The sequence below is a fragment of the Nostoc paludosum FACHB-159 genome, assembly GCF_014698835.1.
In the GTDB taxonomy this organism is placed as follows: domain Bacteria; phylum Cyanobacteriota; class Cyanobacteriia; order Cyanobacteriales; family Nostocaceae; genus Nostoc; species Nostoc paludosum.
The window spans coordinates 24,911-48,036 of record NZ_JACJTU010000027.1 but is presented as its reverse complement, the minus strand read 5'-3'; the positions used below and the strand labels follow the sequence as shown (position 1 = coordinate 48,036).

Annotated in this window: 19 protein-coding genes; 14 read left to right on the top strand and 5 right to left on the bottom strand. The window is 39.4% G+C overall.

Annotation, left to right across the window (positions count from 1 at the left end; all coding sequences use genetic code 11):
• Nucleotides 1-43: 43 nt before the first annotated feature.
• The gene (locus H6H03_RS24675) at nt 44-928 is read right to left on the bottom strand and encodes a pirin family protein (protein ID WP_190957696.1); all 885 of its coding nucleotides are present in this window, start codon (nt 926-928) and stop codon (nt 44-46) included.
• A gap of 1,110 nt (nt 929-2,038) precedes the next feature.
• Between H6H03_RS24675 and H6H03_RS24670 the strand changes: the two genes are divergently transcribed.
• The 3 genes from H6H03_RS24670 to H6H03_RS24660 all read left to right on the top strand — a co-directional run bounded on the left by H6H03_RS24670 (nt 2,039) and on the right by H6H03_RS24660 (nt 3,892).
• Nucleotides 2,039-2,644 carry a vWA domain-containing protein gene (locus H6H03_RS24670; RefSeq protein WP_190957695.1) on the top strand — a complete coding sequence of 202 codons (606 nt, stop codon included), beginning with the start codon at nt 2,039-2,041 and terminating at the stop codon, nt 2,642-2,644.
• A gap of 120 nt (nt 2,645-2,764) precedes the next feature.
• On the top strand, nt 2,765-3,370 hold the full coding sequence (locus tag H6H03_RS24665) for a vWA domain-containing protein (protein ID WP_190957694.1): 606 nt from the start codon (nt 2,765-2,767) through the stop codon (nt 3,368-3,370).
• Nucleotides 3,371-3,502: 132 nt separating this feature from the next.
• Nucleotides 3,503-3,892 (top strand): salt stress protein, Slr1339 family, encoded by a 390-nt coding sequence (locus H6H03_RS24660; RefSeq protein ID WP_190957693.1) that lies wholly within the window; start codon nt 3,503-3,505, stop codon nt 3,890-3,892.
• A gap of 14 nt (nt 3,893-3,906) precedes the next feature.
• Here the strand turns inward: H6H03_RS24660 and H6H03_RS24655 are convergent, their stop codons facing one another.
• Nucleotides 3,907-4,254 (bottom strand): winged helix-turn-helix transcriptional regulator, encoded by a 348-nt coding sequence (locus H6H03_RS24655; RefSeq protein ID WP_190957692.1) that lies wholly within the window; start codon nt 4,252-4,254, stop codon nt 3,907-3,909.
• Nucleotides 4,255-4,497: 243 nt separating this feature from the next.
• On the opposite strand from H6H03_RS24655, the gene H6H03_RS24650 reads away from it, so the two are divergent.
• Nucleotides 4,498-5,871, top strand: a complete 1,374-nt coding sequence (locus H6H03_RS24650; protein ID WP_190957691.1) for a DUF2252 domain-containing protein — start codon at nt 4,498-4,500, stop codon at nt 5,869-5,871.
• Between the two features lie 334 nt (nt 5,872-6,205).
• On the opposite strand, the gene H6H03_RS24645 is transcribed toward H6H03_RS24650, so the two are convergent.
• Nucleotides 6,206-6,673, bottom strand: a complete 468-nt coding sequence (locus tag H6H03_RS24645; RefSeq protein ID WP_190957690.1) for a hypothetical protein — start codon at nt 6,671-6,673, stop codon at nt 6,206-6,208.
• A gap of 217 nt (nt 6,674-6,890) precedes the next feature.
• Between H6H03_RS24645 and H6H03_RS24640 the strand changes: the two genes are divergently transcribed.
• From H6H03_RS24640 to H6H03_RS24630, 3 genes are all read left to right on the top strand, one after another.
• Complete coding sequence (locus tag H6H03_RS24640; protein WP_190957689.1) at nt 6,891-9,506, top strand: penicillin acylase family protein; 2,616 nt, start codon at nt 6,891-6,893, stop codon at nt 9,504-9,506.
• A 526-nt stretch (nt 9,507-10,032) separates the two neighbouring features.
• Nucleotides 10,033-10,476 carry a hypothetical protein gene (locus tag H6H03_RS24635; protein WP_190957688.1) on the top strand — a complete coding sequence of 148 codons (444 nt, stop codon included), beginning with the start codon at nt 10,033-10,035 and terminating at the stop codon, nt 10,474-10,476.
• A gap of 398 nt (nt 10,477-10,874) precedes the next feature.
• A complete protein-coding gene (locus H6H03_RS24630) occupies nt 10,875-12,650 on the top strand; it encodes an SWIM zinc finger family protein (protein ID WP_190957687.1) in 1,776 nt (591 codons plus the stop codon).
• A 199-nt stretch (nt 12,651-12,849) separates the two neighbouring features.
• Here H6H03_RS24630 and H6H03_RS24625 read toward each other — a convergent pair whose 3' ends face one another.
• Complete coding sequence (locus H6H03_RS24625; RefSeq protein ID WP_190957686.1) at nt 12,850-13,659, bottom strand: PEP-CTERM sorting domain-containing protein; 810 nt, start codon at nt 13,657-13,659, stop codon at nt 12,850-12,852.
• Nucleotides 13,660-14,407: 748 nt separating this feature from the next.
• Between H6H03_RS24625 and H6H03_RS24620 the strand changes: the two genes are divergently transcribed.
• From H6H03_RS24620 to H6H03_RS24590, 7 genes are all read left to right on the top strand, one after another.
• A complete protein-coding gene (locus H6H03_RS24620) occupies nt 14,408-14,611 on the top strand; it encodes a hypothetical protein (RefSeq protein ID WP_190957685.1) in 204 nt (67 codons plus the stop codon).
• A 507-nt stretch (nt 14,612-15,118) separates the two neighbouring features.
• Nucleotides 15,119-16,591 carry a D-alanyl-D-alanine carboxypeptidase/D-alanyl-D-alanine endopeptidase gene (dacB, locus tag H6H03_RS24615; RefSeq protein WP_313931911.1) on the top strand — a complete coding sequence of 491 codons (1,473 nt, stop codon included), beginning with the start codon at nt 15,119-15,121 and terminating at the stop codon, nt 16,589-16,591.
• Nucleotides 16,592-17,368: 777 nt separating this feature from the next.
• Nucleotides 17,369-17,944 (top strand): TerD family protein, encoded by a 576-nt coding sequence (locus H6H03_RS24610; RefSeq protein WP_190957684.1) that lies wholly within the window; start codon nt 17,369-17,371, stop codon nt 17,942-17,944.
• A gap of 35 nt (nt 17,945-17,979) precedes the next feature.
• Nucleotides 17,980-18,582, top strand: coding sequence for a TerD family protein (locus H6H03_RS24605; protein WP_190957683.1), 603 nt, complete (start codon nt 17,980-17,982; stop codon nt 18,580-18,582).
• A 166-nt stretch (nt 18,583-18,748) separates the two neighbouring features.
• Entirely contained in the window at nt 18,749-19,321 is a 573-nt protein-coding gene (locus tag H6H03_RS24600) for a TerD family protein (RefSeq protein ID WP_190957682.1), read from the top strand.
• Nucleotides 19,322-19,446: 125 nt separating this feature from the next.
• Nucleotides 19,447-20,850 carry a TerD family protein gene (locus H6H03_RS24595; RefSeq protein WP_190957681.1) on the top strand — a complete coding sequence of 468 codons (1,404 nt, stop codon included), beginning with the start codon at nt 19,447-19,449 and terminating at the stop codon, nt 20,848-20,850.
• Nucleotides 20,851-20,858: 8 nt separating this feature from the next.
• A complete protein-coding gene (locus H6H03_RS24590) occupies nt 20,859-21,560 on the top strand; it encodes a zinc-dependent metalloprotease family protein (protein WP_190957680.1) in 702 nt (233 codons plus the stop codon).
• Nucleotides 21,561-21,667: 107 nt separating this feature from the next.
• Here the strand turns inward: H6H03_RS24590 and H6H03_RS24585 are convergent, their stop codons facing one another.
• Nucleotides 21,668-22,672: a phycobilisome rod-core linker polypeptide gene (locus tag H6H03_RS24585; protein WP_190957679.1), complete on the bottom strand. Its 1,005-nt coding sequence runs from the start codon at nt 22,670-22,672 to the stop codon at nt 21,668-21,670.
• Between the last annotated feature and the right edge of the window lie 454 nt (nt 22,673-23,126).

Here is a 23,126-nt window from a genome sequence, read left to right as displayed (position 1 = left end):
TGTTAAAAAAGCTACTTAAGGATTTTAAGGAAGCGATCAGAGACTATAAAGGATTAGGCTCTGCCACCACTTCTGGCAGGGGAATAAATTCTGCTTCACCTGGCACCCTAGCAAAGCGGTTCTCACGCCAATCGGCCTTTGCCTGCTCTATTCGCTCCCGTCGGCTAGAAACAAAATTCCACCATATATGGCGTGTACCTAATGGTTCACCACCAATGACAATACACCTAGCAGCAACAGCAGCAGAAACCTTCACCTCATGACCTGGCTGTAATATGGCAAGGCGATATGGCTCAAGCAGGCGATCGTTAATGCTCAATCCCTCTGTAACGCTGTATACCGCTGTTTCTGAGTAAGCAGGAGGAATAGTGAAGTGAGTATTGTTAGATAGCACCACATCTAAATAAAGCACGGGTGAAAAAACTTTCACAGGTGAGGTGTAACCATAAGCTTCTCCAGCAATGAGTTTAATGGTAACGCCATTTTCTTCCCAGGTAGGAAGCGTTTGAGCAGGATAGTGAATAAAACAAGGATCGGTTTCTTCGTGTTCAACAGGCAAAGCAATCCAGGTTTGAATAGCATGAACGGTGGCTTCGTTGTAACGGTCACTGTCGGGAGAGCGTTCTGAATGTACAATCCCCTTTCCCGCCGTCATCCAGTTGACTGCACCCGGTTGAATTTCCTGTACAGTACCTAAACTATCGCGGTGCATTATAGCACCATCAAATAAATAAGTGAGGGTTGCCAGATTGATATGAGGGTGTGGTCGGACATCAATGCCTTTGTTAGGTGGCAAAACGGACGGCCCAAGATGATCGAAAAAAATAAACGGCCCTACCATTTGGCGATGAGGATATGGCAAACTGCGGCGCGCAAAAAAACCACCTAAATCTTTAACTTCAGGTTCAATCAGTTGAAGTATTGCCATAAGTCATCGTGTAGGGAATGAGTGGTAATAGCTGAAATTATTATAAGTAAATTCGCTGCAAAAAAAGCTAACTTTTTTTATAAGCATAAGTATTGTAATCATCACAAGGTATACTTCAGTGATTTATCGTAGAGGTATAGACAAATATAAAGAAAACATTAAGCGAATACCCAGAAAAGATGGGTAGAAATTGGGTAGTTACCCGCTATTTTTTTGCAAGCCATTGAGCGATGATTATGTGTATAGAAACCGCTGGCAAAGATTTTTCGCTGGCATTTAATAAACTGTATATAAAACAAGCCCTGAAATAAAATAATTCAGGGCTTTTTAAGTCGCTAGGAAATACTAGTCGAACCAATTCGCAATACCGTCTTTCTCCGTACTGCGGATTGTTTGCTTATTATCTAAATCCTCTAATTTGAATTACGGGGATTGCCCTGTTTTATATTAAAAATTGTTCGGTCATTAAACAAAATTCATCGGGTTGTTAATTTAGGGCGCTACTTCTGCAACTAGTTAGCCCAAACTAAACATCTTTTCACTTTGAAATAACTGAATCTGGGTGCTTTGAAGTTTGTCGAAAGCTACTTAATTAGGCAAGTGTTAGCATAATTAACATTTACTATTCCCAAATTTAATGCAATTACAAAAACTAAGAATAAACCGCAATTTAAAATTTAGAAGTCAGAATTAGCAAATACCACATCCACAAATTTAAAAGTGAACACATAGGGCTTTGTTGGCTCTGAATTTTTCAACTAAGATAAATATGTAATAAATTACACAAAGATTGCATATAAATATTTGTTTCCTGCTTCCTATTCTTTTCTCCCTATTTTTAAGACACTCAAAAATATAATTAACGTATAATTCAGGTTGATTTTAATAAAAGTTAATACTTATTAAAATATTTTTGCTGATTACCAATACTTGCAAAAAATTTTACCGATAAAGACGCTAAGCACACGTAATTAACCGTGTTCACCCGCATAAATATGCTCTAGCGGGGTTGTGTTGCATAACCTAATTGATACAAAAACTTAAACCCTTGCTTAATGAGAAAAAAACGGCGTTAAACTAGAACTACAGGGCAATAATTACAGGAAAAATATGATGAGCGATCGCGACTACACTCTAATCATTGATAAAAGCGGCAGTATGTCCACACCTGACCAAGTTGGTGGTAGAAGTAGATGGGAAATAGCCCAAGAATCTACACTCGCTTTGGCAAGAAAGGCAGAACAGTTTGACCCAGATGGTATTACTGTTTATGTGTTTTCTGGAAAATTTAAACGCTACGATGATGTAACTTCAGCCAAAGTTGCCCAAATATTTCTGGAAAACGATCCTGCTGGTACAACCAACTTAGCAGGTGTACTCCAAGATGCCATCAATAATTACTTTCAACGCAAAGCTGCTGGTCAAACTAAGCCAAACGGAGAAACAATTTTAGTGATTACTGATGGTGAACCAGACGATCGCAAAGCTGTGTTTGAAGTTATCATTCATGCTACTCGGCAGATGGAGCGTGATGAAGAATTGGCAATTTCAATTATTCAAGTAGGTTCAGACAGTCAAGCCACTAAGTTTTTGAAAGCTTTGGATGACCAGTTGCAAAGTGTTGGCGCTAAATTTGATATTTGCGATACAGTCACTTTAGACGACCTAGAAGAAATGAGTCTTGTAGATGTATTAACTAACGCCATAACTGACTGATAATTCCTAAATTTATCAGCTTTATCTAATAAATTATTATCAATTTTTGGAGATATTATCTATGCTCAAAAATTGATTCCTAATATAAAAGTTGTGACTAAATATTGGGGGAACTTCTAAATGCTAGAAAATCGAGATTATACCTTAATTATTGACAAAAGTGGCAGTATGGCCACCCCAGATCAAAAGGGTGGTAGAACCAGATGGGTAACAGCACAAGAATCAACTTTAGCTTTAGCTAGTAAATGTGAGCAATTTGACCCAGATGGGATCACAGTTTATGTATTTTCTGGTAAATTTAAGCGCTATGAAAATGTGACATCCGGGAAGGTAGCACAAATTTTTCGAGAAAACGATCCCTCTGGTACTACAGACTTAGCTGGTGTGTTGAAACATGCAACTGATGATTATTTTCAACGCAAAGGCGCTGGTCAAACGAAGCCAAATGGTGAAACAATTTTAGTGGTTACTGATGGCGAACCAGACGATCGCAAAGCAGTCATGAAGGTGATTATTGAAGCTTCTCGCCGCATGGATAGAGATGAAGAATTAGGGATTTCTTTCATTCAAGTTGGTACAGACCAGCAAGCTACCCGTTTTCTCAAAGTTTTAGACGATGAACTCCAAGGCGCTGGTGCTAAGTTTGATATCTGTGACACAATTACTATGGAAGATATGGAAGATTTGAGTTTATCAGAAGTGCTACTTAATGCCATTAATGACTAGTATTAGGCAAAAGGCAAAAGGCAAAAAATAATAGTTAACAGGAAACTGTTTAACTATTTTCATTTTTTTAACTTTTGAAAAAATGCCAAATATAATCTTGGTTTTCGCTTTCGCTTTATAGGACTTATAAAAATGGATTCTATTGATAAGCTGTTAGCTGAACTTAAAACTGAATACAAAGAAGAGCAACCCAAACAACAGCCAAAATCAACTACAGCCAAATCTTTTATTCCAGCCTCACCAAAATCTGCGTCTTTCATGGATAATCTTTTGGCAGAAGTTCAGTCTGATTTTGCAGAAATAGATGCTGCTGAAGAATTAAAAAGACAGCAGGAATTAGAACAGGAACGAATTCGCCAAGAACAACTCAAAGCTAAACAACTAGAGGCTTTGAAAGTGCAAGCAAAAGAATGGCTGGCGAAAATAGATCCATTTTCGCCTGAAGGACTTTGGTTTGAAAGGTTTGCTGAAAGTTATCCGTCGAAATTAGAGGCAGCGATTGAATATTTACGAAATAACTAATAACACCTAACAGTTTAATATTGATGGTCATTATTTCGACCAAAATGTTGAACAGCCCATTCATGCATAGCGTAGAGAATTGGTTGCAAAGTTTCTCCTAGAGGCGTCAGCGAATATTCTACCTTTGGTGGAATTTGGGGATAAACTTCTCGATGAATAATACCGTCTTCCTCCATTTCTCTAAGTTGCTGGGTTAGCATCTTTTGAGTGATTCCAGGTAAAGCCCTTTGTATCTGGCCAAAGCGTTTGACGCCAGTCATTAATTCTCTAATAATCAAAACCTTCCACCGCCCGCCAATGACCTTGAGTGTAGTTTCTACTTCACAAGTCAGCCTGGTATAGTTTTCTGCTTCAGCTTTCATAGAAATTTTTGTGGAAATTTACTTCCAAATCAGTATTATTATATTCTGTCAATGGTGGACATGAATGGCATAAAAGCACCATTGTGATTTCTGGTGTAAATAGTAGTCTTATATAAATAGTTATTACATTGTGCTTTAAATTACTTTATAAGCTATAACTCAAGGTGTTAAAAGAATTGTTGTTGGATGATTGTCCCTATACAAAAGTCCAGCAATTAATTTTTTAGCGCTTAAAATGCTTTCATGCTGAAACAGATATCTGCAATCATCATTATCTTGATTTTAACTTTAGGGTTTCCATCTAGATCTCAAGGGGCAACTCCCCGTTCAACGTGGGTGGAAAATGAGATTTACCAATATAACCATCCGTTTGCTTCCCAATTGCCGCAAGAACTGGCAACAAAGATGCAAAAGATGACAGCTAGCCCGTTTGCGTTCTATCGAGGGACGGCTCACATCTTTTATCGTGATATGCAAACTTTACCAGGTTCAGGATTTGTCAATTCTCCGACATCAGCCATTTGGTTAGAGGGAGATATGCATATGCAGAATCTTGGAGGGATGAGGGATAGCAACGATAATAACGTCTTTGATACCACTGACTTTGATGAAGGTTATCTTGGCCCCTACGTTTGGGATTTGCGACGTATGGCAGTTTCTATTCTGTTGGCAGCTCAAGAGAACGGTTTTAGCTCTGGTGATGCTCAAGATATTGTCCGCAATTTCCTAGATGCTTACCTGAACAAGATAAGCGACTTTAAAGGGACTAATGAGGAGCTATCATACCGTCTAGAAGAAAGTAATACCAATGGTGTGGTTAAAGATTTAATTCAAAAGGCAGCGGCTAAGAGTCGCTCTAGTTTACTAAATAAGTACACCCTGTTAAATAGTACTAGCGATCGCGTTTTTCAAACAACTTCGGAACTCCAGCCTGTATCTAGCAGCACCTATTGGGCGATCGCTACTGCCATGAGTAGCTACATCGCTTCAATTCCTAGCAGCAAACGCTATAGCAATAGTTACTATACCCTAAAAGATATTCGCCTCAAATTAGGTTCTGGTACGGGTAGTCTTGGGAAATATCGGTATTACTCACTGATTGAAGGGCCAAGTTCAGCAACCGATGATGACCGAATTTTGGAGATGAAGCAACAAAATAGTAGCGCCGTGGCGATCGCATCTCCAGGTCTGTTGCCGAGTTCAGTTTATAATAATCACGAAGGAACAAGGGTAACAATCGCCACTAAAGCGATGCTTTCTAATACTGACCCTTTAGTTGGCTACACTACTGTTAGCAGTATTCCTTTTATGCTGCGCGAAAAATCACCCTATCAAGTAGATTTTGACTATACTTTGCTAACCACAAAATCAAAGTTCATGGATGCAATGGGCTATGCAGGGAAGGTGGTTGCTAAGAATCATGCCATCTCAGATAAAGACTACGATGCTGGGATTGTTCCCGCAAGCGTTGATAAGGAAGTAACTGATATTACCAGCGGTAATAAGGGTGGATTTAAAGATGAGATTGTTAACTTTGCTCTAGATTATGCAACTCAAGTCGAGTACGACTATGCGAGTTTTAAAGACGCTTATAACCGAGGGGTGACACTGTACTAAACTTTGCTTTTGTGCCTGGGCGATGGGGAGCGATCGCTTTTTTGTTTTGCTTTTGGGCTTTTCTCCACGTTTAAGTCTTGCATAAATCAAAAATAAAGAACCCCACCCCGCATTTGAGTAAAGCAAACGCTCCCTTCACCTTAGCAACTACCGTGTACACACAAGTCAATTACCCCCCTTAATCCCCCCTTTCCAAGGGGGGAAAAAGAAATCTAATTCCCTCCCCTTTACAAGGGGAGGGTTAGGGAGGGGTAATTCAATGACTGATAGTGATTCCATAACTTGTGTGTACACCGTAGCCCCTTAGCAAAGCTACCGTGTACACACAAGTCTTTTAGAGTTGTTGTGTAAGACACAGAAGGTTAATTTTTGCTTTTCGATGCAACAAAGGTGCAAGGCAATGCAACAAAGGTGCAAGGCAATGCAATAAAGGTGCAGGGCGATGCAACAAAGGTGCAGGGCGATGCAACAAAGGTGCAGGGCGATGCAACAAAGGTGCAGGGCGATGCAACAAAGGTGCAGGGCGATGCAACAAAGGTGCAAGGCAATGCAACAAAGGTGCAAGGCGATGCAACAAAGGTGCAAGGCGATGCAACAAAGGTGCAAGGCGATGCGGCGTTGCATAAATGCGGGATGAATTAAGATTTTTGACGAAGGCTAAAGGTAGATTCTTTGCGCCTTTGCGCCTTTGCGTGAGGTAAAAATCATCCCTAGATTCAGCAATGCCGGCGATGCAACAAAGGTGCAAGGCGATGCAACAAAGGTGCAGGTCAAGAGACTTGTGTGTACACCGTAGCCGCAAGCGGGGTGGGGTTCTTCGTGTTTAATAAGCAATCAAGCGGACATGATATTAGGGACTTTTGCAAGAGACTCCATCAGCTACGCTCACAAGGAAAAATGAAAATATTTCTTTGCTGTTCCCTGTTAATAGTTCCTTGTTCCCTATTTTCAAGGCAGGTCTAATATTACTCACTGTACTGTAATATCAACGTGGTAACCTCGCGTGATTTAACTTAACAATGGCACGGCAAGACCAAATCAAAAGCTCTAGGAAACTTTGGTTACTGGAAAGACTCAAAGCTACTGTGATTTTCCTGTTAGTCCTGGGGCTATTGTTAATGGGACTTGCCACTCACATTGTGCGCCAATCCTTTCCCCAAGAGAGTGGCACAATTCAAATACCTGGACTGAAAGCTGAAGTAACCGTTCAACGCGATAAATGGGGAGTACCCCATATTTATGCTGCCAACTCCCACGATTTATTCATGGCGCAAGGTTACATTCACGCCCAAGACCGCTTTTGGCAAATGGATTTTTGGCGACACATCGGTTCTGGGCGACTCTCAGAAATGTTTGGTTCTTCTCAGGTTGAAACTGACAAATATTTGCGGACAATGGGTTGGGCGAGGGTGGCGCAGCAAGAAATCCCGCAAATCAATGCTCAAATGAAAGCATATCTAGAAGCTTACGCTGATGGTGTCAACGCTTATTTAGCAAAACATCAAGGCAGCAGCTTGAGTTTAGAATACGCTGTACTAAAATTTCTCAATCCTGCATATCAGCCAGAACCTTGGCAAATACTCCATTCTCTAACTTGGGGTAAGGTGATGGCTTACGATTTGGGCAGAAATTTTCAAAGCGAAATTGAACGCGCAATACTGCTTAAAACTCTTACCCCTGCTGAAGTTGAGGAACTTTTTCCACCCTATCCTCAGGACTTGCCAGCGATTTTGCCGGAGTTAGGGAAGAAAGCGGACGCGGTGAGAGAGGACGCGGGGACATGGGGACACGGGGACGCGGTGAAAGAGGATACAGAGAGTTCTTTCCCCGCGTCGCCACGTCTCCCGATCCCCGCGTCTTCTTCCCTCTTCTCTGCGTTAGAGTCAATTAATCAGCCGATGATGGCTTTGGAAAAACTAATTGGTTCTACGGGAATTGGTGTTGGTTCTAATAACTGGGTGATATCTGGTAAACGCACAACCACAGGTAAGCCGATTTTGGCGAATGACCCACATTTGGGTGTGCAAATTCCCTCGATTTGGTATGAGGTTGGTTTGCATTGTACGTCTGAGAGTACAGAATGTCCTTACAACGTTGCGGGCTTTTCTTTTGCGGGGATGATTGGAGTAATTATCGGTCATAGCGATCGCATTGCTTGGGGTGTGACTAATGTTCAATCTGATGTGATGGATTTATACATCGAGAAAATCAACCCGAAAAACCCCAACCAATATGAGGTCAATGGTAAATGGGTTGATATGGAACTTGTGAAAGAAACGATTCAAGTTGCCGGAAGTCAGCCAATTGTGCAAACGGTTCGGTACACTCGACACGGACCGATTCTCTCTGATGTTTCGCCGAATCTCCAGCAGTTACAATCGAGTCAGCCGCTAGAATTGCCGCAAAATTATGCCGTAGCTTTGCGCTGGACAGCATTAGCACCTTCTAAGCTAGGCTATGCTATTCCTGAAATCAATCGCGCCCAAAATTGGGAGGAATTTCGCACTGCTGCCAAGAATTATGATGTTCCTGCCCAAAATTTAGTCTACGCTGACATTGATGGCAATATTGGCTACCAAATGCCTGGTAAATTCCCCATCAGAGCCAAGGGAGATGGGCGTTATCCGGTTCCTGGTTGGACGGATGAATACGAATGGCAAGGCTATATTGATTTTGAGGAGTTACCCAAAAGTTTCAATCCGACCGAAGGTTTTATTGCTAGTGCTAATAATTTAGTTTCCCGTGAATATCCGTATTTAATTACCGCAGACTGGGTTTATGGCTATCGGGCAAAGCAGATTGTTGAGATGATTTCACAACAAACCGAGGCGATTTCTTTGCAGGATGTACAGCAGATACAAGGGAGCGATCGCAATCTCAATGCCCAAACACTAGTACCATTACTGCAATCACTCGCAGTCGATACACCCCGTTTGCAAGCAGCCCAAAAACTGCTACAAAATTGGGATTTGGAGTTGGGAATGACATCCCCGGCTGCGGCTTTGTTTGAAGTATTCTGGAAACACTTGCTAGCAAACACATTTCACGACCAGTTGCCTCAAAGATACTTTCCTGATGGCGGCGATCGCTGGTATGCTGTGGTGGCAAATCTGGTCAAACAGCCCAATAGTTCTTGGTGGGATAATCGCAACACCCCAAAAGTTGAGAACCGCGACCAAATTTTTCGAGAATCCTTGACAAAAGCCGTAGACGAACTAGAACGCCTTCAAGGTAAAGACCCAAAAAACTGGAATTGGGGCAAACTACATACCGTCACTTTTCGTAATGCCACCTTCGGTAAATCTGGGGTTGCAGCGATTGAAGCTTTGTTTAATCGCGGTGGCTTTGCCACGGCTGGGAATGGCGAAACAGTAAATGCTAATCGGTGGAGGGCGGATGAATCCTTTGAGGTGACGGATATTCCTTCATTGCGGATGATTGTAGATTTGGGAAATTTAGATAATTCATTGGGAATTCATACCCCTGGACAATCAGGTCATGCGTTCCATAGACATTACAAAGATATGGTTAATTCCTGGTGTCGGATTGAATACCACCCAATGCTGTGGCAAAAAACGAATGTTGCAGCAAATACTACTGCCACATTGAAGTTAATGCCAAAATTGGCAGAATAAATTTATCAAAAGCGACGGGAAACCCCACCCACGAGGGGGTGGGCGAGGTTGTTCCCCCCGTCGCTTGGGGCACTGGGCATGGGGCATTGGTAATACTAAATCCTTGTTAACTACCTTCTTTTTGAAAAAAGCAGGGGAAGCAGGGGAAGCAGGGGGAGAAGAAAGAGCGGTTATAAAAACGGATTTGGTATAACTTCTTTCCCATGCCCTATGCCCTATTCCCCATGCCCAAAAACTCCACCCACAAGGGGATGGAGTTTTTTATTATTTTCAGTGAAATTACATACACATCTGCGAAAAAATGCAGTATAAAGTAGCAGGGATATAAAAGTCATATCATGTCTGATTGAATACTTATTGTTTAGACTGATGTTTTGAGGCACAGAGATTTGAATCATAAGTGATTAACCGGGTGTGATATCAGGAGCAGAAATAGAGATTTTTGAAAAAAAAGAAAAGTATTTTTGCTGACTATCAATTTCCTTTGCCCAACGTTAGCAAAATATAGTCGGAGATTATGGAATATATGCAACACGTAGTTAAGAAAACTTTTATACTCTCAGCCACAACTGCGATCGCATTATTATTTGCAAGTTGTGGAGAAAGTAAAGTTGCCCAATGTAACAAAATTATCAAGGTTGCCAATCAAGCATCCGCTTTAGGTCAGGAATTCGGCAAAAATCCCAATCCAGCAAAAGGTTCTAAATCTTTAACTGAACTCGCCAGCAAGATAGACCCACTTACCCAAGAAATGAAAGCCCTAGAAATTAAAGATGAGAAACTCCAAGGTTTTCAAGGACGTTTCCTCACACTTTATCAGGGCATTACTAAAGAATTGAAGAATGCAGCAACAGCTATAGATAAAAAGAATCTCCCAGCAGCAAAGAACTCTTTGGCATCTCTACAAAAGAGTGGTCAAGAAGAAAGTTCAATAGTCAAGGAAATTAATAGCTATTGCTCTGGTAGTTAATAGCTATTGGCAGTTCGCAATTAAGAAACTAAGATTTAACCTGGTTTGTGGCTTTAAATCTGTTGCTTGACTTTAGAGAATTGGTGTAATATCCCTGGTTTAGCCACAAAATGGTTGATAGAGACGTTGCAATGCAACGTCTCTACATCTGTTTGAAAAATCTTTATGTTTGGGATATGACTCATGATTAGACATACAGTTATGCATTAGACAAGAGTGCAAAAAGTACTTTTGCACTCTTGTAGGAAAAGGGACTCAATGTTAAAGGAAAAATACCAAACCTTTCCCCCTTTCCCCTTCCCCTTTTCCCAACTTCTGCAAGAAGTCTATTCTTTACATAGCGTTAGTTTAAGACCTAAGCTGGATTCATCCAGAGGATTTACGCAGGCGATCGCCCGATGTCTATTCCCCAAATTAGTGAGTTTACTATCCGCCGCCATGCCAACGCCAAATCTTTCCAGCGGGGCGAGGCATACTATCAGGCTGGCGCTGTCAATGGTATCACCCAACGTGGCGGTGTGCTTCAAGCGGATGTTGTCGGCAGTGAAGCCAGACCTTATCATGTCAGCCTGAATTTTGACAGCAGTGGATTGACTTCTGTCAACTGCACTTGTGCATACAACTTTGATGGGTGGTGCAAACATATTGTGGCGACGATGCTCGTCTGTGCGCGTCACTCAGAACACATTGAACAGCGCCCAACTTTAGAAGAATTACTCGATCGCTTAGATTATGTCCAAACTCAAAGGCTGCTACAAGATTTAGTAGCAGAATACCCACGACTGATTGAGGCGATTGAACGTCGTGTCAGCTGGATGATTGCTCCTGTTGCCCAAGAAAAAAGTATCAAACGCGTGCGGCGCAGTACTATCGATCCGGCTCCCTTTCGCCGCGAAGTGAAGCAGATTCTCCGGAGCGCTGTGCAGTATTTCGAGGAAGGTTACGAAGAAGACCCCATCGCTGAAGAATTACTGAGTCTGGTGCAAATTGCCGTGGATTTTTGCCAACGGGGAGAGGCTGAAAATGCGATCGCTATTTTAGAGGCGATTACCTTTACCTGTGTGGAAAATTGGCACGATGTTGCAGAATACGGTGCCGAAAATGATGAAATTGTCCAAGAATTAAATCAGGGTTGGTGTGAAGCAATTCTAAGTGCCGAACTCACCCCAGACGAAAAAGTTGATATTCAAATAAATTTAGAAGCATGGCAAGATGAATGGAATGCTGATTTTGGTCTGATTATGGAGGCTTTACGCCAAGGTTGGGATTATCCACCCCTGGTGGAAGTTCTCCAAGGTAATATTACCGAAAGAGGAGCTTGGGAAGAAGATGTCCCTGACTATGCAGACGATTTGGCACTAATTCGCCTGAAAATCCTCGAACGTCAAGAACGTTACCAAGAATACCTGTATTTGGCTGAAGCAGAAGGGCAAACCCAGCAATATCTCACAATGCTGGGGCGTTTAGGCAGAGTAGAAGAAGCCATTGATGCTGCTCAAACCCAGATGAACTCAAAGGAAGAAGCTTTTGCCTTAGCGAAAACACTCACCGATAAGGGAGCATTACAGCAAGCATTAGATATCGCCCAAAGTGGATTAAATTTACCTGGTGATTGTCAGTATGAGTTAGGAACTTGGGCAGGTGATTTAGCTGTTGAATTGGGTAATGATGAAGCTGCTTTATTAGCAATTAAGGCGGCTTTCCAAGTCAAGCCCTCGTTTTCTGATTATCAGAAGATGCAAGAATTAGCTGGCGAAAACTGGGAAAGTGTCAAAACAGATTTACTGAGAATCATCCGTAGTTATGTTGGTTGGGGAACAGAATCAGCCAAAGTGGATATTTTATTGCACGAGGGGCTAATTGATGATGCAATTGCGATCGTTAGTGAACTCAGTTCTTATAATTCTGACTTAATTCACCGAGTTATGGATGCTGCTATTCCTCATAATCCTGGTTGGGTAATTGCCAATGCCTGTAATCGTGCGGAGAAAATTATGGATGCAGGTAAAGCAGAATACTACTACTATGCCGTAGAATGGCTAAAAAAAGCACGTACCGCCTACTTGCAATCTGGGAGAAAGGCTGACTGGTCTACTTATCGAGAAAATTTGATGCAAACCCACAGCCGTAAGCGGAAGTTGATGGCAATGTTTAAACAAAGGGATATGGAGTGAGATTTTGGCTGTATAGCAGGAGGCAGGAGGTAAAAGTCTTACTATGCATGGCATTCAAGTTTTTAAAATGTCCTAACCTATGTGACTACCGCTATACAACTAAAATACTGCCTTGAGGAAAAATATATAAAACCATAGTCAAGCTAGATATTACGCTTGACTATGGTTAAGTGTTGCCAAAATTATGCCAAATGTATGATTAAGCTAAATCTTTAGCAGACATATCTTTTTTCTTTTTGATGATGATACCAAAAGCAGCCGCCATCAAGGTTCCGAAAATACTGGTGGGTTCTGGAATAGAAGTTTCATCCACAGGTATGGGTACTTTGATACTCAAATTTTTCAAGGGAGTGTTACTCAAAGTCAAAGATGTTATTGTTGGCGAACCGGGGATATCAGACTGGAAATCAAAAACGGTAGGAGTTAAACTACCATTGCGATCGCTATATCGTTCACCATAGCCATAAACTTCAAAAGTGCCCTGATACTGTTTTCCGGTGTCTGGGTCAGTGACAGTACCGCTGTAAAAAGCTTTGATGAAATTAAATTCGTCTTGAACAACTCCCTGAAATGTGGTTCCCGCTAATTGTCCTTGATATTTGAAGGGAGTCAGCTGGCCACCAGAAAGAACCGGCGATGTCAAAACGCCATCGAAGGAGACAAAAGGAATACCTTTAAAGTCAACGAAGTAATGCAGACTTCCATCAGGGCGTGTTTCTACCTGCAAATAGTCTGATTGATACACAGGAACGTAATTAGGATTATTAGTAGTACCTAAGTTCCGGTAATAAGTTCCAGTCTCATCAGTATCAATACGAGTAATACTGTTATTGAAATTGGGATTATTTCTGGGGAGTTCGATAGTTCCTGATAATGTACCAGTGGTTTTAATTGTAATGAATTGAGCCGCAAATGCACCGGAACCACCCAAGCCTATAATTGCTGCGGTTAAACAAGTACTGCTAATAATTGCACTACCCAGCTTAGCCCCTGATGAACTTACTTTCATGAACAATTTGCTCCTGTAATCGCCGATAAAAAGACACACCTAGTATGCTGAGATCCATTTAAAATGTTTCTCTGGCATGATTTATTATTCCCAAACTAGTTATCTAAGTTTCATTAATTACAAAAAAGTTTGTTGAAAAAAATTGGAACATTTTATTTACTAAATTAGTCTGCATAGTCTATTATCAAAATAACTATCGGCTTCAACCTAGAGCGAAATCCGTAATTACAAGAGGCTCTCTGTCTAACTTTCAGACATAAATACCACACTTAGCTTTCCTTGAAATCTGCTGTAAATCCACTTCAAAAAGACGGGCTTGGAGATTGTTGGAAGTTCAGTTAGGGAACTCTCAGGTTAAGTTAAGATTAAAGTTTCATTGTTGGATTTGAGAGAAAATTATGTTTTATATCTCTTAGCGATCGCAATATTGGTCTGATATGATTCAGTTTGAAAATATCCTTCCTTGCTATAAATAAGCAACTAGAAACTGCAACGAAAACAAGGGGGAAAAACTGCACATAAATGTATTGGCATATACAGCAAATTTAAAATCAACTGAAGTACATAACTTCAGTTTCCAAGCCAATCGTAAAAGCTGTTTAACTTGCCAATTTTGATAATACTGAATTTTGCTGGAAAATTTTATCAAAAATCTGTCACCTAACTGCGGAATGGTTAGCGTTTTCGTGTCCAAATTTATAGCTAGAAAGCGGCTACTTAAACTAAACAACCACTAGCGCAACAACTTATGCAACGATACACATACATGAAAGTAGGTCAGTCTGTAGTGTTAACTGACCACATAACAGGTGATGAGTTAATTTTGCAAGGCGATGACTATATCAATTTCTTTAATGAGGTTATGACCAAGACTAAAAAGTTAGTGTTTCCCCAAGATAAATGGTTAACTTGCAGTGAATTCATTGACTATCATATTAGTCAATACTTCTAATAGCATTTCAGAAAAATCTTGATACACATAGATTTTTCTGGCGTTGCATAAATGCGGGATGAATTAAGATTTTTGACGAAGGCTAAAGGTAGATTCTTTGCGCCTTTGCGCCTTTGCGTGAGGTAAAAATCATCCCTAGATTCAGCAATGCCATTTTTCTTAGGGGTTTAGCACTGCTAAACCCCTAACCACATATTTGTATCATTAAAGTGAAATGGTATATATAGCAATCCTAAATCATTCGTGAAAAAATCTATTGCCTGCCTACACTACTAATTTCACAACTCAAATAGGATTGCTATAGCCTGAGATTTTACATTTTTGATGGAAATTTTGACTAAGTTGCTACAAGCAATGAGGATTTTGGTTGAAATAGATGAAGATTGCTGTAAATATGTGAACATCTCTCTTATACTAGTTAAGTAAGTTTACTGACCCAATTGCTCTTTTTTAAAGAAAGAAGTTGCTGGTAAAGTGAAATTATTGAACATTGGATAAGGTATATTGGTGAAACTTAAGATTTTCAAGCGATCGCTGGGTGTTTTGTTAATATTTTTAACTACCCAGATAACATTTAATTCTAGAGTTGGTAAAGCACAAACCCCAACCCCACCTACAACTACTACAAAAGCAATTTGCTCTACCCAATTGGGAACAGCTATAGATTCTGTTATTAATCGTCCCCTATTTAGTCGGATGCGTTGGGGAATTTTAGTACAACCTCTATCAGCGGGGTTAACTCTTTACAATCGAGATGCCGAGAAATATTTTACTCCAGCGTCTAACATGAAGTTGCTGACAACAGCAGCTGCATTACAGCAGTTGGGCGGTAATTTTCGTATTCGTACTTCTATTTATCAAAATGGCAATGGTGTTTTACGTGTTGTCGGTAGAGGAGATCCGAGTTTAAGTGATACCCAACTGCAAGCATTAGCACAACAGTTGAAACAGAAAGGTATTACTCAAATTCAGGAATTAATCGCCGATGATAGTTATATCCAAGGGGATATTGTTAACCCCACTTGGCAATGGGAAGATGTCCAGTCAGACTACGGCGCACCAGTCAACAGCTTTATTACCAATCAAAATATTTTTAGCTTAAAACTAGTACCTCAGGCTGTAGGTAAACCTTTAAAATTAGTTTGGACTGATATTAATGAAGCGAGACAGTGGCGGACAATTAATCAGTCATTAACTGTTGACCAAAATCAACCAATTTATATTAACGTTAACCGTGAGCTATCAGGAACAGTATTGCGAATTGAAGGACAGTTAACAGCAAACTCTGAACCTTATTTATTAGATTTACCTCTAGTCGATCCTAATTATTACTTTTTACGGCGCTTTCGTGCGGCTTTAGCAAAAGAAAAAATACCTTTGGGAAAAGCATTAGTCGTATCTGGTGGTACTAATCAAGAAGAAATAGCATTTGTAGAGTCGCCACCTTTAGCTGAATTATTAGCAGAGACGAATGTTAATAGTAATAATCTTTATGCTGAGGCACTATTAAGAGCATTAGCTGTGGAAAAACCCAGACTGAAAAATCAGACTAGCGCTCATATCGGTTTGGAAGTTGTCAAAGCAAGTTTAACTCAATTAGGAGTCGATCCAGCAAATTATGTTTTGATAGATGGTTCGGGTTTATCACGTCGTAACCTAGTCACACCAGAAGCTTTTGTACAAGTTTTGCGGGGAATCTCAAGGACGCCAGGAGCATCGATATATCGTGCATCTTTACCTGTAGCTGGTAAAAGTGGAACCTTAAAAGAACGTTTTCAAAACACACCAGCTGAAGGTATTGTCCAAGCCAAAACCGGTACGTTAACTGGTGTAGTTTCTCTATCTGGGTATGTGAATGCGCCTAAGTATGAAACGTTAGTTTTTAGTATTATTGTCAATCAATCCGAACAGCCTGCAACAGTTGTGCGTCAAGCAATTGATGAAATTGTCGTGTTGTTAGCTCAATTGCAGCATTGTTAACAAATGTTGAGAGATTGTAATTTTTGCTTCTCGATATTTAATTTGTTAAAGCGATCGCAGTCAATACCACTGCCTGTTTGTCATTGAATATGATAACAATACTGCTATGAATAAACTATGTGACATCAAAACAAAAATTTGAGAGTTTAAGTATTTTTCCTGATTACAGCGCTCCTTACAGATGAATAGGATAGAGCGCAGAATAGTACTATCAATTTAATCGCATGTTACTCAACAATTAATTCTCGCAAACAATCGGATTTACACAATAAAGCTTAATAGCTTGGTTGCCATTAATTACAGCATATTTCAAGTTGATTAAGTACATATAGCAGTCCTAAATCATTTGTGAAAATTATATATCTCTTTCTTCTTTCTTACCTTTGCGCCCTTTGCGCCCTTGGCGGTTCGTTTCCTTATCCATATTTTTCACGACTCATTTAGGATTGCTATATCTAAGTCTTAAGCTAAGGCGAAAGACTATTTTAATTTTGTTGCGTATCGCCGCTTAGTCCATTCTGACCAGAGGCGGAGCGTCTCCATTCGCTCCTGAATTCTTGTGTATTTAAAAGCGAACTTTTGAAGAATAAACATATTCAAACTGAAAAAATAGCTACATCCAAAATTAAATAATTAATATTGAAATCTTTTTTAAGCAATCAGCACTCTAGCTGATTAATTTTGTTGCGATCTCCAAAAGTTTCATTTGTTTGCAGAAAACGAATTAAAAAACTTGCTTAATTTATACGTCTATTCGCTATAAACAGGAAAAAAATTATGGCAGTTTCACTAGCTAAAGGACAACGAGTTTCACTGGAAAAAGTTGCTCCTGGCTTAACAGATGTCTTTATTGGGCTTGGATGGGATGTAAAAGCTACAGATACAGGTCACGATTTCGATCTTGATTCATCAGTATTTATGTTAGGGAGTGACGAAAAACTTCTTTCTGACAATCACTTTATTTTTTACAATAACCTCACAAGTCCTGACCCTAATAAATCCCTTCAACATATGGGAGATAATCTCACAGGTTTAGGTGAGGGAGATGATGAAGTTATCAAAGTTAATCTCACAAAAGTACCACCAGAAGTTCAAAAAATAGTTGTTACTGTAACTATCTATGAAGGACAGCAACGCGGTCAGAACTTTGGCCAAGTTAAAAATGCCTTTGTGCGTATTGTAAACGCCCAAACAAAACAAGAAGCAATCCGCTATGACCTTGTGGAAGACTACTCCATAGAAACAGCATTAATCATGGCAGAACTTTATCGCAAAGACGGCGAATGGCGTCTAAATGCTGTAGGTGCAGGCTATCAAGGTGGCTTAAAAGCCCTACTTGAACGCTATAGCTAAGAGTTTATCAATCCATATAACTAACATAAACTAACATGGGAATCAACTTACAAAAAGGGCAACGTATTTCACTTTCAAAAGAAGCTCCTGGGCTAACAAAGCTGATGTGTGGACTAGGCTGGGATACAGCAAAACGTTTAGGCGGTGGCGTTTTTGGCGCTTTCAGTAACACTCAAGATTGTGATTTAGATGCTTCTGTTCTTTGCTTAGATGAAAATGGCAAAATCAGAGATACAAGCAACCTTATTTACTTTGGAAATCTATCTCACAAATCAGGAGCTATTACTCATTTAGGCGATAATCTCACAGGTGCAGGAGATGGTGATGATGAGCAAGTTATTGTAGATTTAGCTCGCCTACCAAAAGAGATAGTCAAACTGGTTTTTACGGTGAATATTTACGATTGTATTACTCGTAAACAAGAGTTTGCCCAGGTTAAAAATGCGTTTGTACGCCTGGTTAATACATCTAACAATCAAGAATTAGCTAAGTATAATCTGTCCGGTTCTGAATATAAAGGAATGACCGGAATGATTATGGCTGAAATTTACAACCATAATAATGAATGGAAAATGGCAGCTATTGGTAATGGCATTAATGTTAATGGTTTAGAAGGACTTGTGAAAGCTTATGCTTAAATGGCTGACAGTGCAGCATTAGTGAGTTAGTAAGCAAGATTGTTTTAATTCATATCTCATCCCTTCTGGATGATACAAGTGAAAATCATTTGATGATTGACTAAGTTATTGAGCTAATCAATAACAACTCTGGATAAAATTCATTTTGAAACAATAGGTAGTAGTTATGTCAATTAACCTCAGCAAAGGCGAAAGAATAAATCTCTCAAAAGAAGCACCAAGCTTAATAAATGCTGGAATTGGTTTAGGATGGGATCTTAACGCCACAGATACAGGTTCAGCTTTTGACCTGGATGCGTCTATATTTATGTTAGGTACTAACGGGAAAATTCCTAACGAAAAATTCTTTATATTCTATAACAACACACAATCACCAGATGGTTCTGTGAAACATGAGGGAGATAGCAGAACTGGAGAAGGTCACGGAGATGATGAAACAATTCAAGTTGATTTGAGCAAAGTTGATGCTTCCGTTCAGGAAATAGTTTTTGTTGTCACTATTCATGAAGCAGAACAAAGAAAGCAAAACTTTGGACAAGTCAGAAACTCGTTTATTAGAATTTATGACAATAAAACAGAAAAACAAATTGCCAAATATGAATTAGATGAAGATGCGTCCGCAGAAACGGCAATTGAATTTGGTAAGCTTTATCGCAAAGATGGAGAATGGAGATTTCAAGCTGTCGGCGCTGGTTATAAAGCAGGTCTGCAAAGTTTTGTAGACCGATATGCAGCTTAGTAGTTATTTTAGAGAGTAATAAAAAGGGGGTATTCATTATTGTTGCCCCCTTTTTTGCATAAAAAATACCATAATTGAGAATTTGTGAAGTTAATAAAATAATAAATTTTAAGGATGTCTCGAAAATGGAAATTGAATTAACTAAAGGTGAAAGATTTAATCTTTCTCAAGAAGCTCCCAATTTAAATAAGGTGGCTATTGGTTTGGGTTGGCAAGTAAATCAAGCTGGGCAAGCCTATGATATTGATGCTTCGGTATTTATGTTAGGCGCAGATGGTAAAATTCCTGATGAGAAGTATTTTGTATTTTACAATAATCTGCAATCATTCGATGGTTCTTTAAAACATTCAGGAGATAATAGAACCGGAGAAGGTAATGGAGATGATGAGACGATTTATGTTGATTTGGCAAAAGTCGATCCAGCTATTCATGAAATAGTTTTTGTTGTTACTATTCATCAAGGGCAAGAAAAAAATCAAAATTTTAGTCAAATCAAAAATGCTTTTATCAAGATTTACAACCAGGAAAGTAAAAATTCTCTAGCTAGGTACAACTTAAGAGAGGCTTTTTCTCAAGAGACGGCTTTGGAATTTGGGCGTTTATATAAAAAGGATAATCAATGGAGATTTCAGGCGGTAGGAGAAGGGTATAGTTCGGGGCTACAAAGTTTTGTAGATAAGTATATTGTTGAAACTAAACAAGAAGAAAAAAAAGAAGATGAAAAAGAAAACTATAAAACTCAAGCAAATATAGCATTAGATAAAAAGCTTGAACAGCAAGCACCACATATTTTTAATCTTGCTAAAACAGCAGATATATCACTTCAAAAAGTAAATTTGACAAATCATCAAGCCAAGGTTGTGCTTTGCCTTGATATCTCTGGTTCAATGGGTTCGCTCTATAGTTCAGGTAAAATACAGCGGCTTGCTGAAAAAATTCTTGCTTTAGGATGTCGTTTTGACGATAACGCCTCTATTGATATATTTCTCTTTGGAGCTAAAGCTCATCATGTGGGTGAAATGACTATTGAAAATTTTCAAAGCTTTATTCAAAATATCCTAAAACAATATTCCCTTGAAGGTGGTACTTACTATGGTCAAGCTATCAATATGATTAGAAATTTCTATTTTTCAAGCTTTAAAAAAAGTAGCCAAAACAATCCTGGTTCGTTAAATAAACCAGTTTATGTCATGTTCGTTACAGATGGAGCAACTTCTGATGAAGCACAAACACAACAGTATCTTAAAGAATCTTCCTATGAACCAATTTTTTGGCAATTTATGGCAATTGGTAAGTCACGTAAAGATGTTAAGAGTAAAGGAATTTTAGGCTGGTTTTCCCAAGCAATTACAAGTGATTTTAGTTTTTTAGAACGACTTGATGAAATTAGCGATCGCTATCTTGATAACTCTGATTTTTTCAGCTTGGAAGATCCAGAAAATATAGCAGATCGAGAACTTTATGATTTACTGATGACTGAATATCCTAACTGGGTCAAATTAGCTAAAACCAAGAATCTATTACAATAAAAAAATAAATGTCCCTCTACGATCGCCTGAATTTAACCAGACCTAATCGTAACCTCAAAGTCCCAATTTGGGAACGTATAGATTTAACTAGACCTCCGAAACTCCGTTGTCAAGGATGTCGTTTACCTATCCAATCTCAGTGGGAATTTTGCCCTTCCTGCGGCACAATTCTCATAGAGAAAAAGAGCGAGTTTCGGCGCTGTATTTGGGTCGATGCATCAGGGATGTGCGTCGAACAAGAAAACAGAGAAGCAATCAATAATATTCTCTTTGATGCTTTCTCCAAAGTCTACGGTGCATTTAGAGGTGTTGATGTCTTTTTGACATCAGATGCGCCTGAACCAAAGGAATGGGGTCATAATTTTACCCACGTCTATATATTTGCTGATAACCAACCAGTTGGTTATTTAGGTGTAGCTAGTTTTAAATTAGGAATGGTTACAGACCGTGCTATTATTCGCATCGACCAAGTATTTTATGCTTCTTATAATGCCAGTCTGAATATTAATCAATTGTCTAACTTAATTGCTAATACCATCGCTCATGAAATTGGACACACATTAGGTCTCGATCACTCTGCACTACCAACAGATGTCATGCATGATGGACTTGACCATATTATTCATAGCTCAATGCCGCCATCATTTCACGCTTCACAAATCAACGCAATGAATAATGCCATTCGCAGACAAGCAGACTTGAAAAGTTGATGCACCCAAACACACAAATAAATTAATTTAATAAGTTTGTAGTCAGCACTTTAGTGCTGAAATATTTCCTGACTAAAGTCCTCACTACAAACTATTATGTGCGTAATTTAGCCATTAAAAACGCGACTGCGCCACTTATTTAAACGAGCTTCTCCAACTGCGGCCAAGCGTCGAGCATCAGCAATTTGCTCTTGCAATGCGGTAATTTGTTTTGCTTGGGCGTCGGCTTGCTGTTGCAAAGATGAATATTCATCTACGCTTTGAAAAGTAGAAAGCTCTGAACTACTAGTAAATTGTGTTGTACCAATGGTGGCAAATGGGCGTAACTCTGCTAATTGTTGTTGTAAAGTTGTAATCTGACTTTCTTGCTCTTGAATTTTTTGCCGCAAGCTTTGTTCGGCTGTTTTATTAGATGCAACAAATGTATTAACCTCAGCAACAGATTCTGATTTTGGTTTGAACAATTCAGCTAACAATGCACCAACATCTGTGGGTTTGAGTTTACCGTAAGGAGTGTTAGTAATTAGCGATCGCACCAACTGAGGTTTATTATTTGATGCTAGGTTCTTATCGCTGCTAGATTTACTCCTTACTAGTTGCAGCATATTGGTAAATTCCAATATCTTTTTGCCAGTTTGGGTTTTATAGCCTCGATAATATGGTACTATATTTTCCCCAAAGGAATTGAAATACTCGTCGCTATCGAGATAAGAATCAATATCACTCTCAAAACCTTGTTCATCTAAAATGTTGCTGTGATATATCATCTCGGAGTAGTCATCAGGAGCGCGACCTAAAAGATGCTTGAAGTTCAACTCAATAGCACGGTAGCGGTAAACGTTATCAAAAAATCTAGAGCGATACAAATCAGATTTGGCAACTTGACGCACAAAGTCACGAACACTAATTATGCCTTGCTTGAGTTGCGATTCTGGAGCAATGAGGCGTTCGCTTTCCATAACATAAGCATTGCCCAAAACTTGCCGATAAACTGCACGAATCACAATTTCGATGTCATCAACTGAACCACCAGGCCACAGTTCAATAATTTCTGTTTGGGAAAATGCTTGATATTGGCTTTGTCTAATTTCATCATCTGAAAGAGTTGGCATACTGTTCAACAACCTTTGAAAAAACAATATTTTTAAAAGTAATGGGACACCAGTATTTGTTAGTGTTTATTTCAGGACTTACGCAATCAGATACCCCAACCCCCTTAAAAAGAGGGCTTTAGAAGTTCCCCCATTTTTAAGGGGGGATCTAGGTTTCAGGCTCCAGTGCGTAAGTTCTATAATTTACTCAAATTTAGCACTAACAACTTTAATTCCCTTCACAATAGGATATAAGTTATCAAGTTTTGGGAGATTTTTTAGTTACATTTTCTAACAAACCCAGATGGCCAACAGTTAATAGGTAACAACTAATCGCATCAAAAATTGGCAATGATAGATTAACAGTTAACCGTCAACCATCTGAGGGAGGAATTAAAATTCAGAAACCAGAATCAGAAAGTAGGGATAGGCGCGGAAAGTAAGGGCTTGGTGACTGGGTTCTCCCCTACTTGCT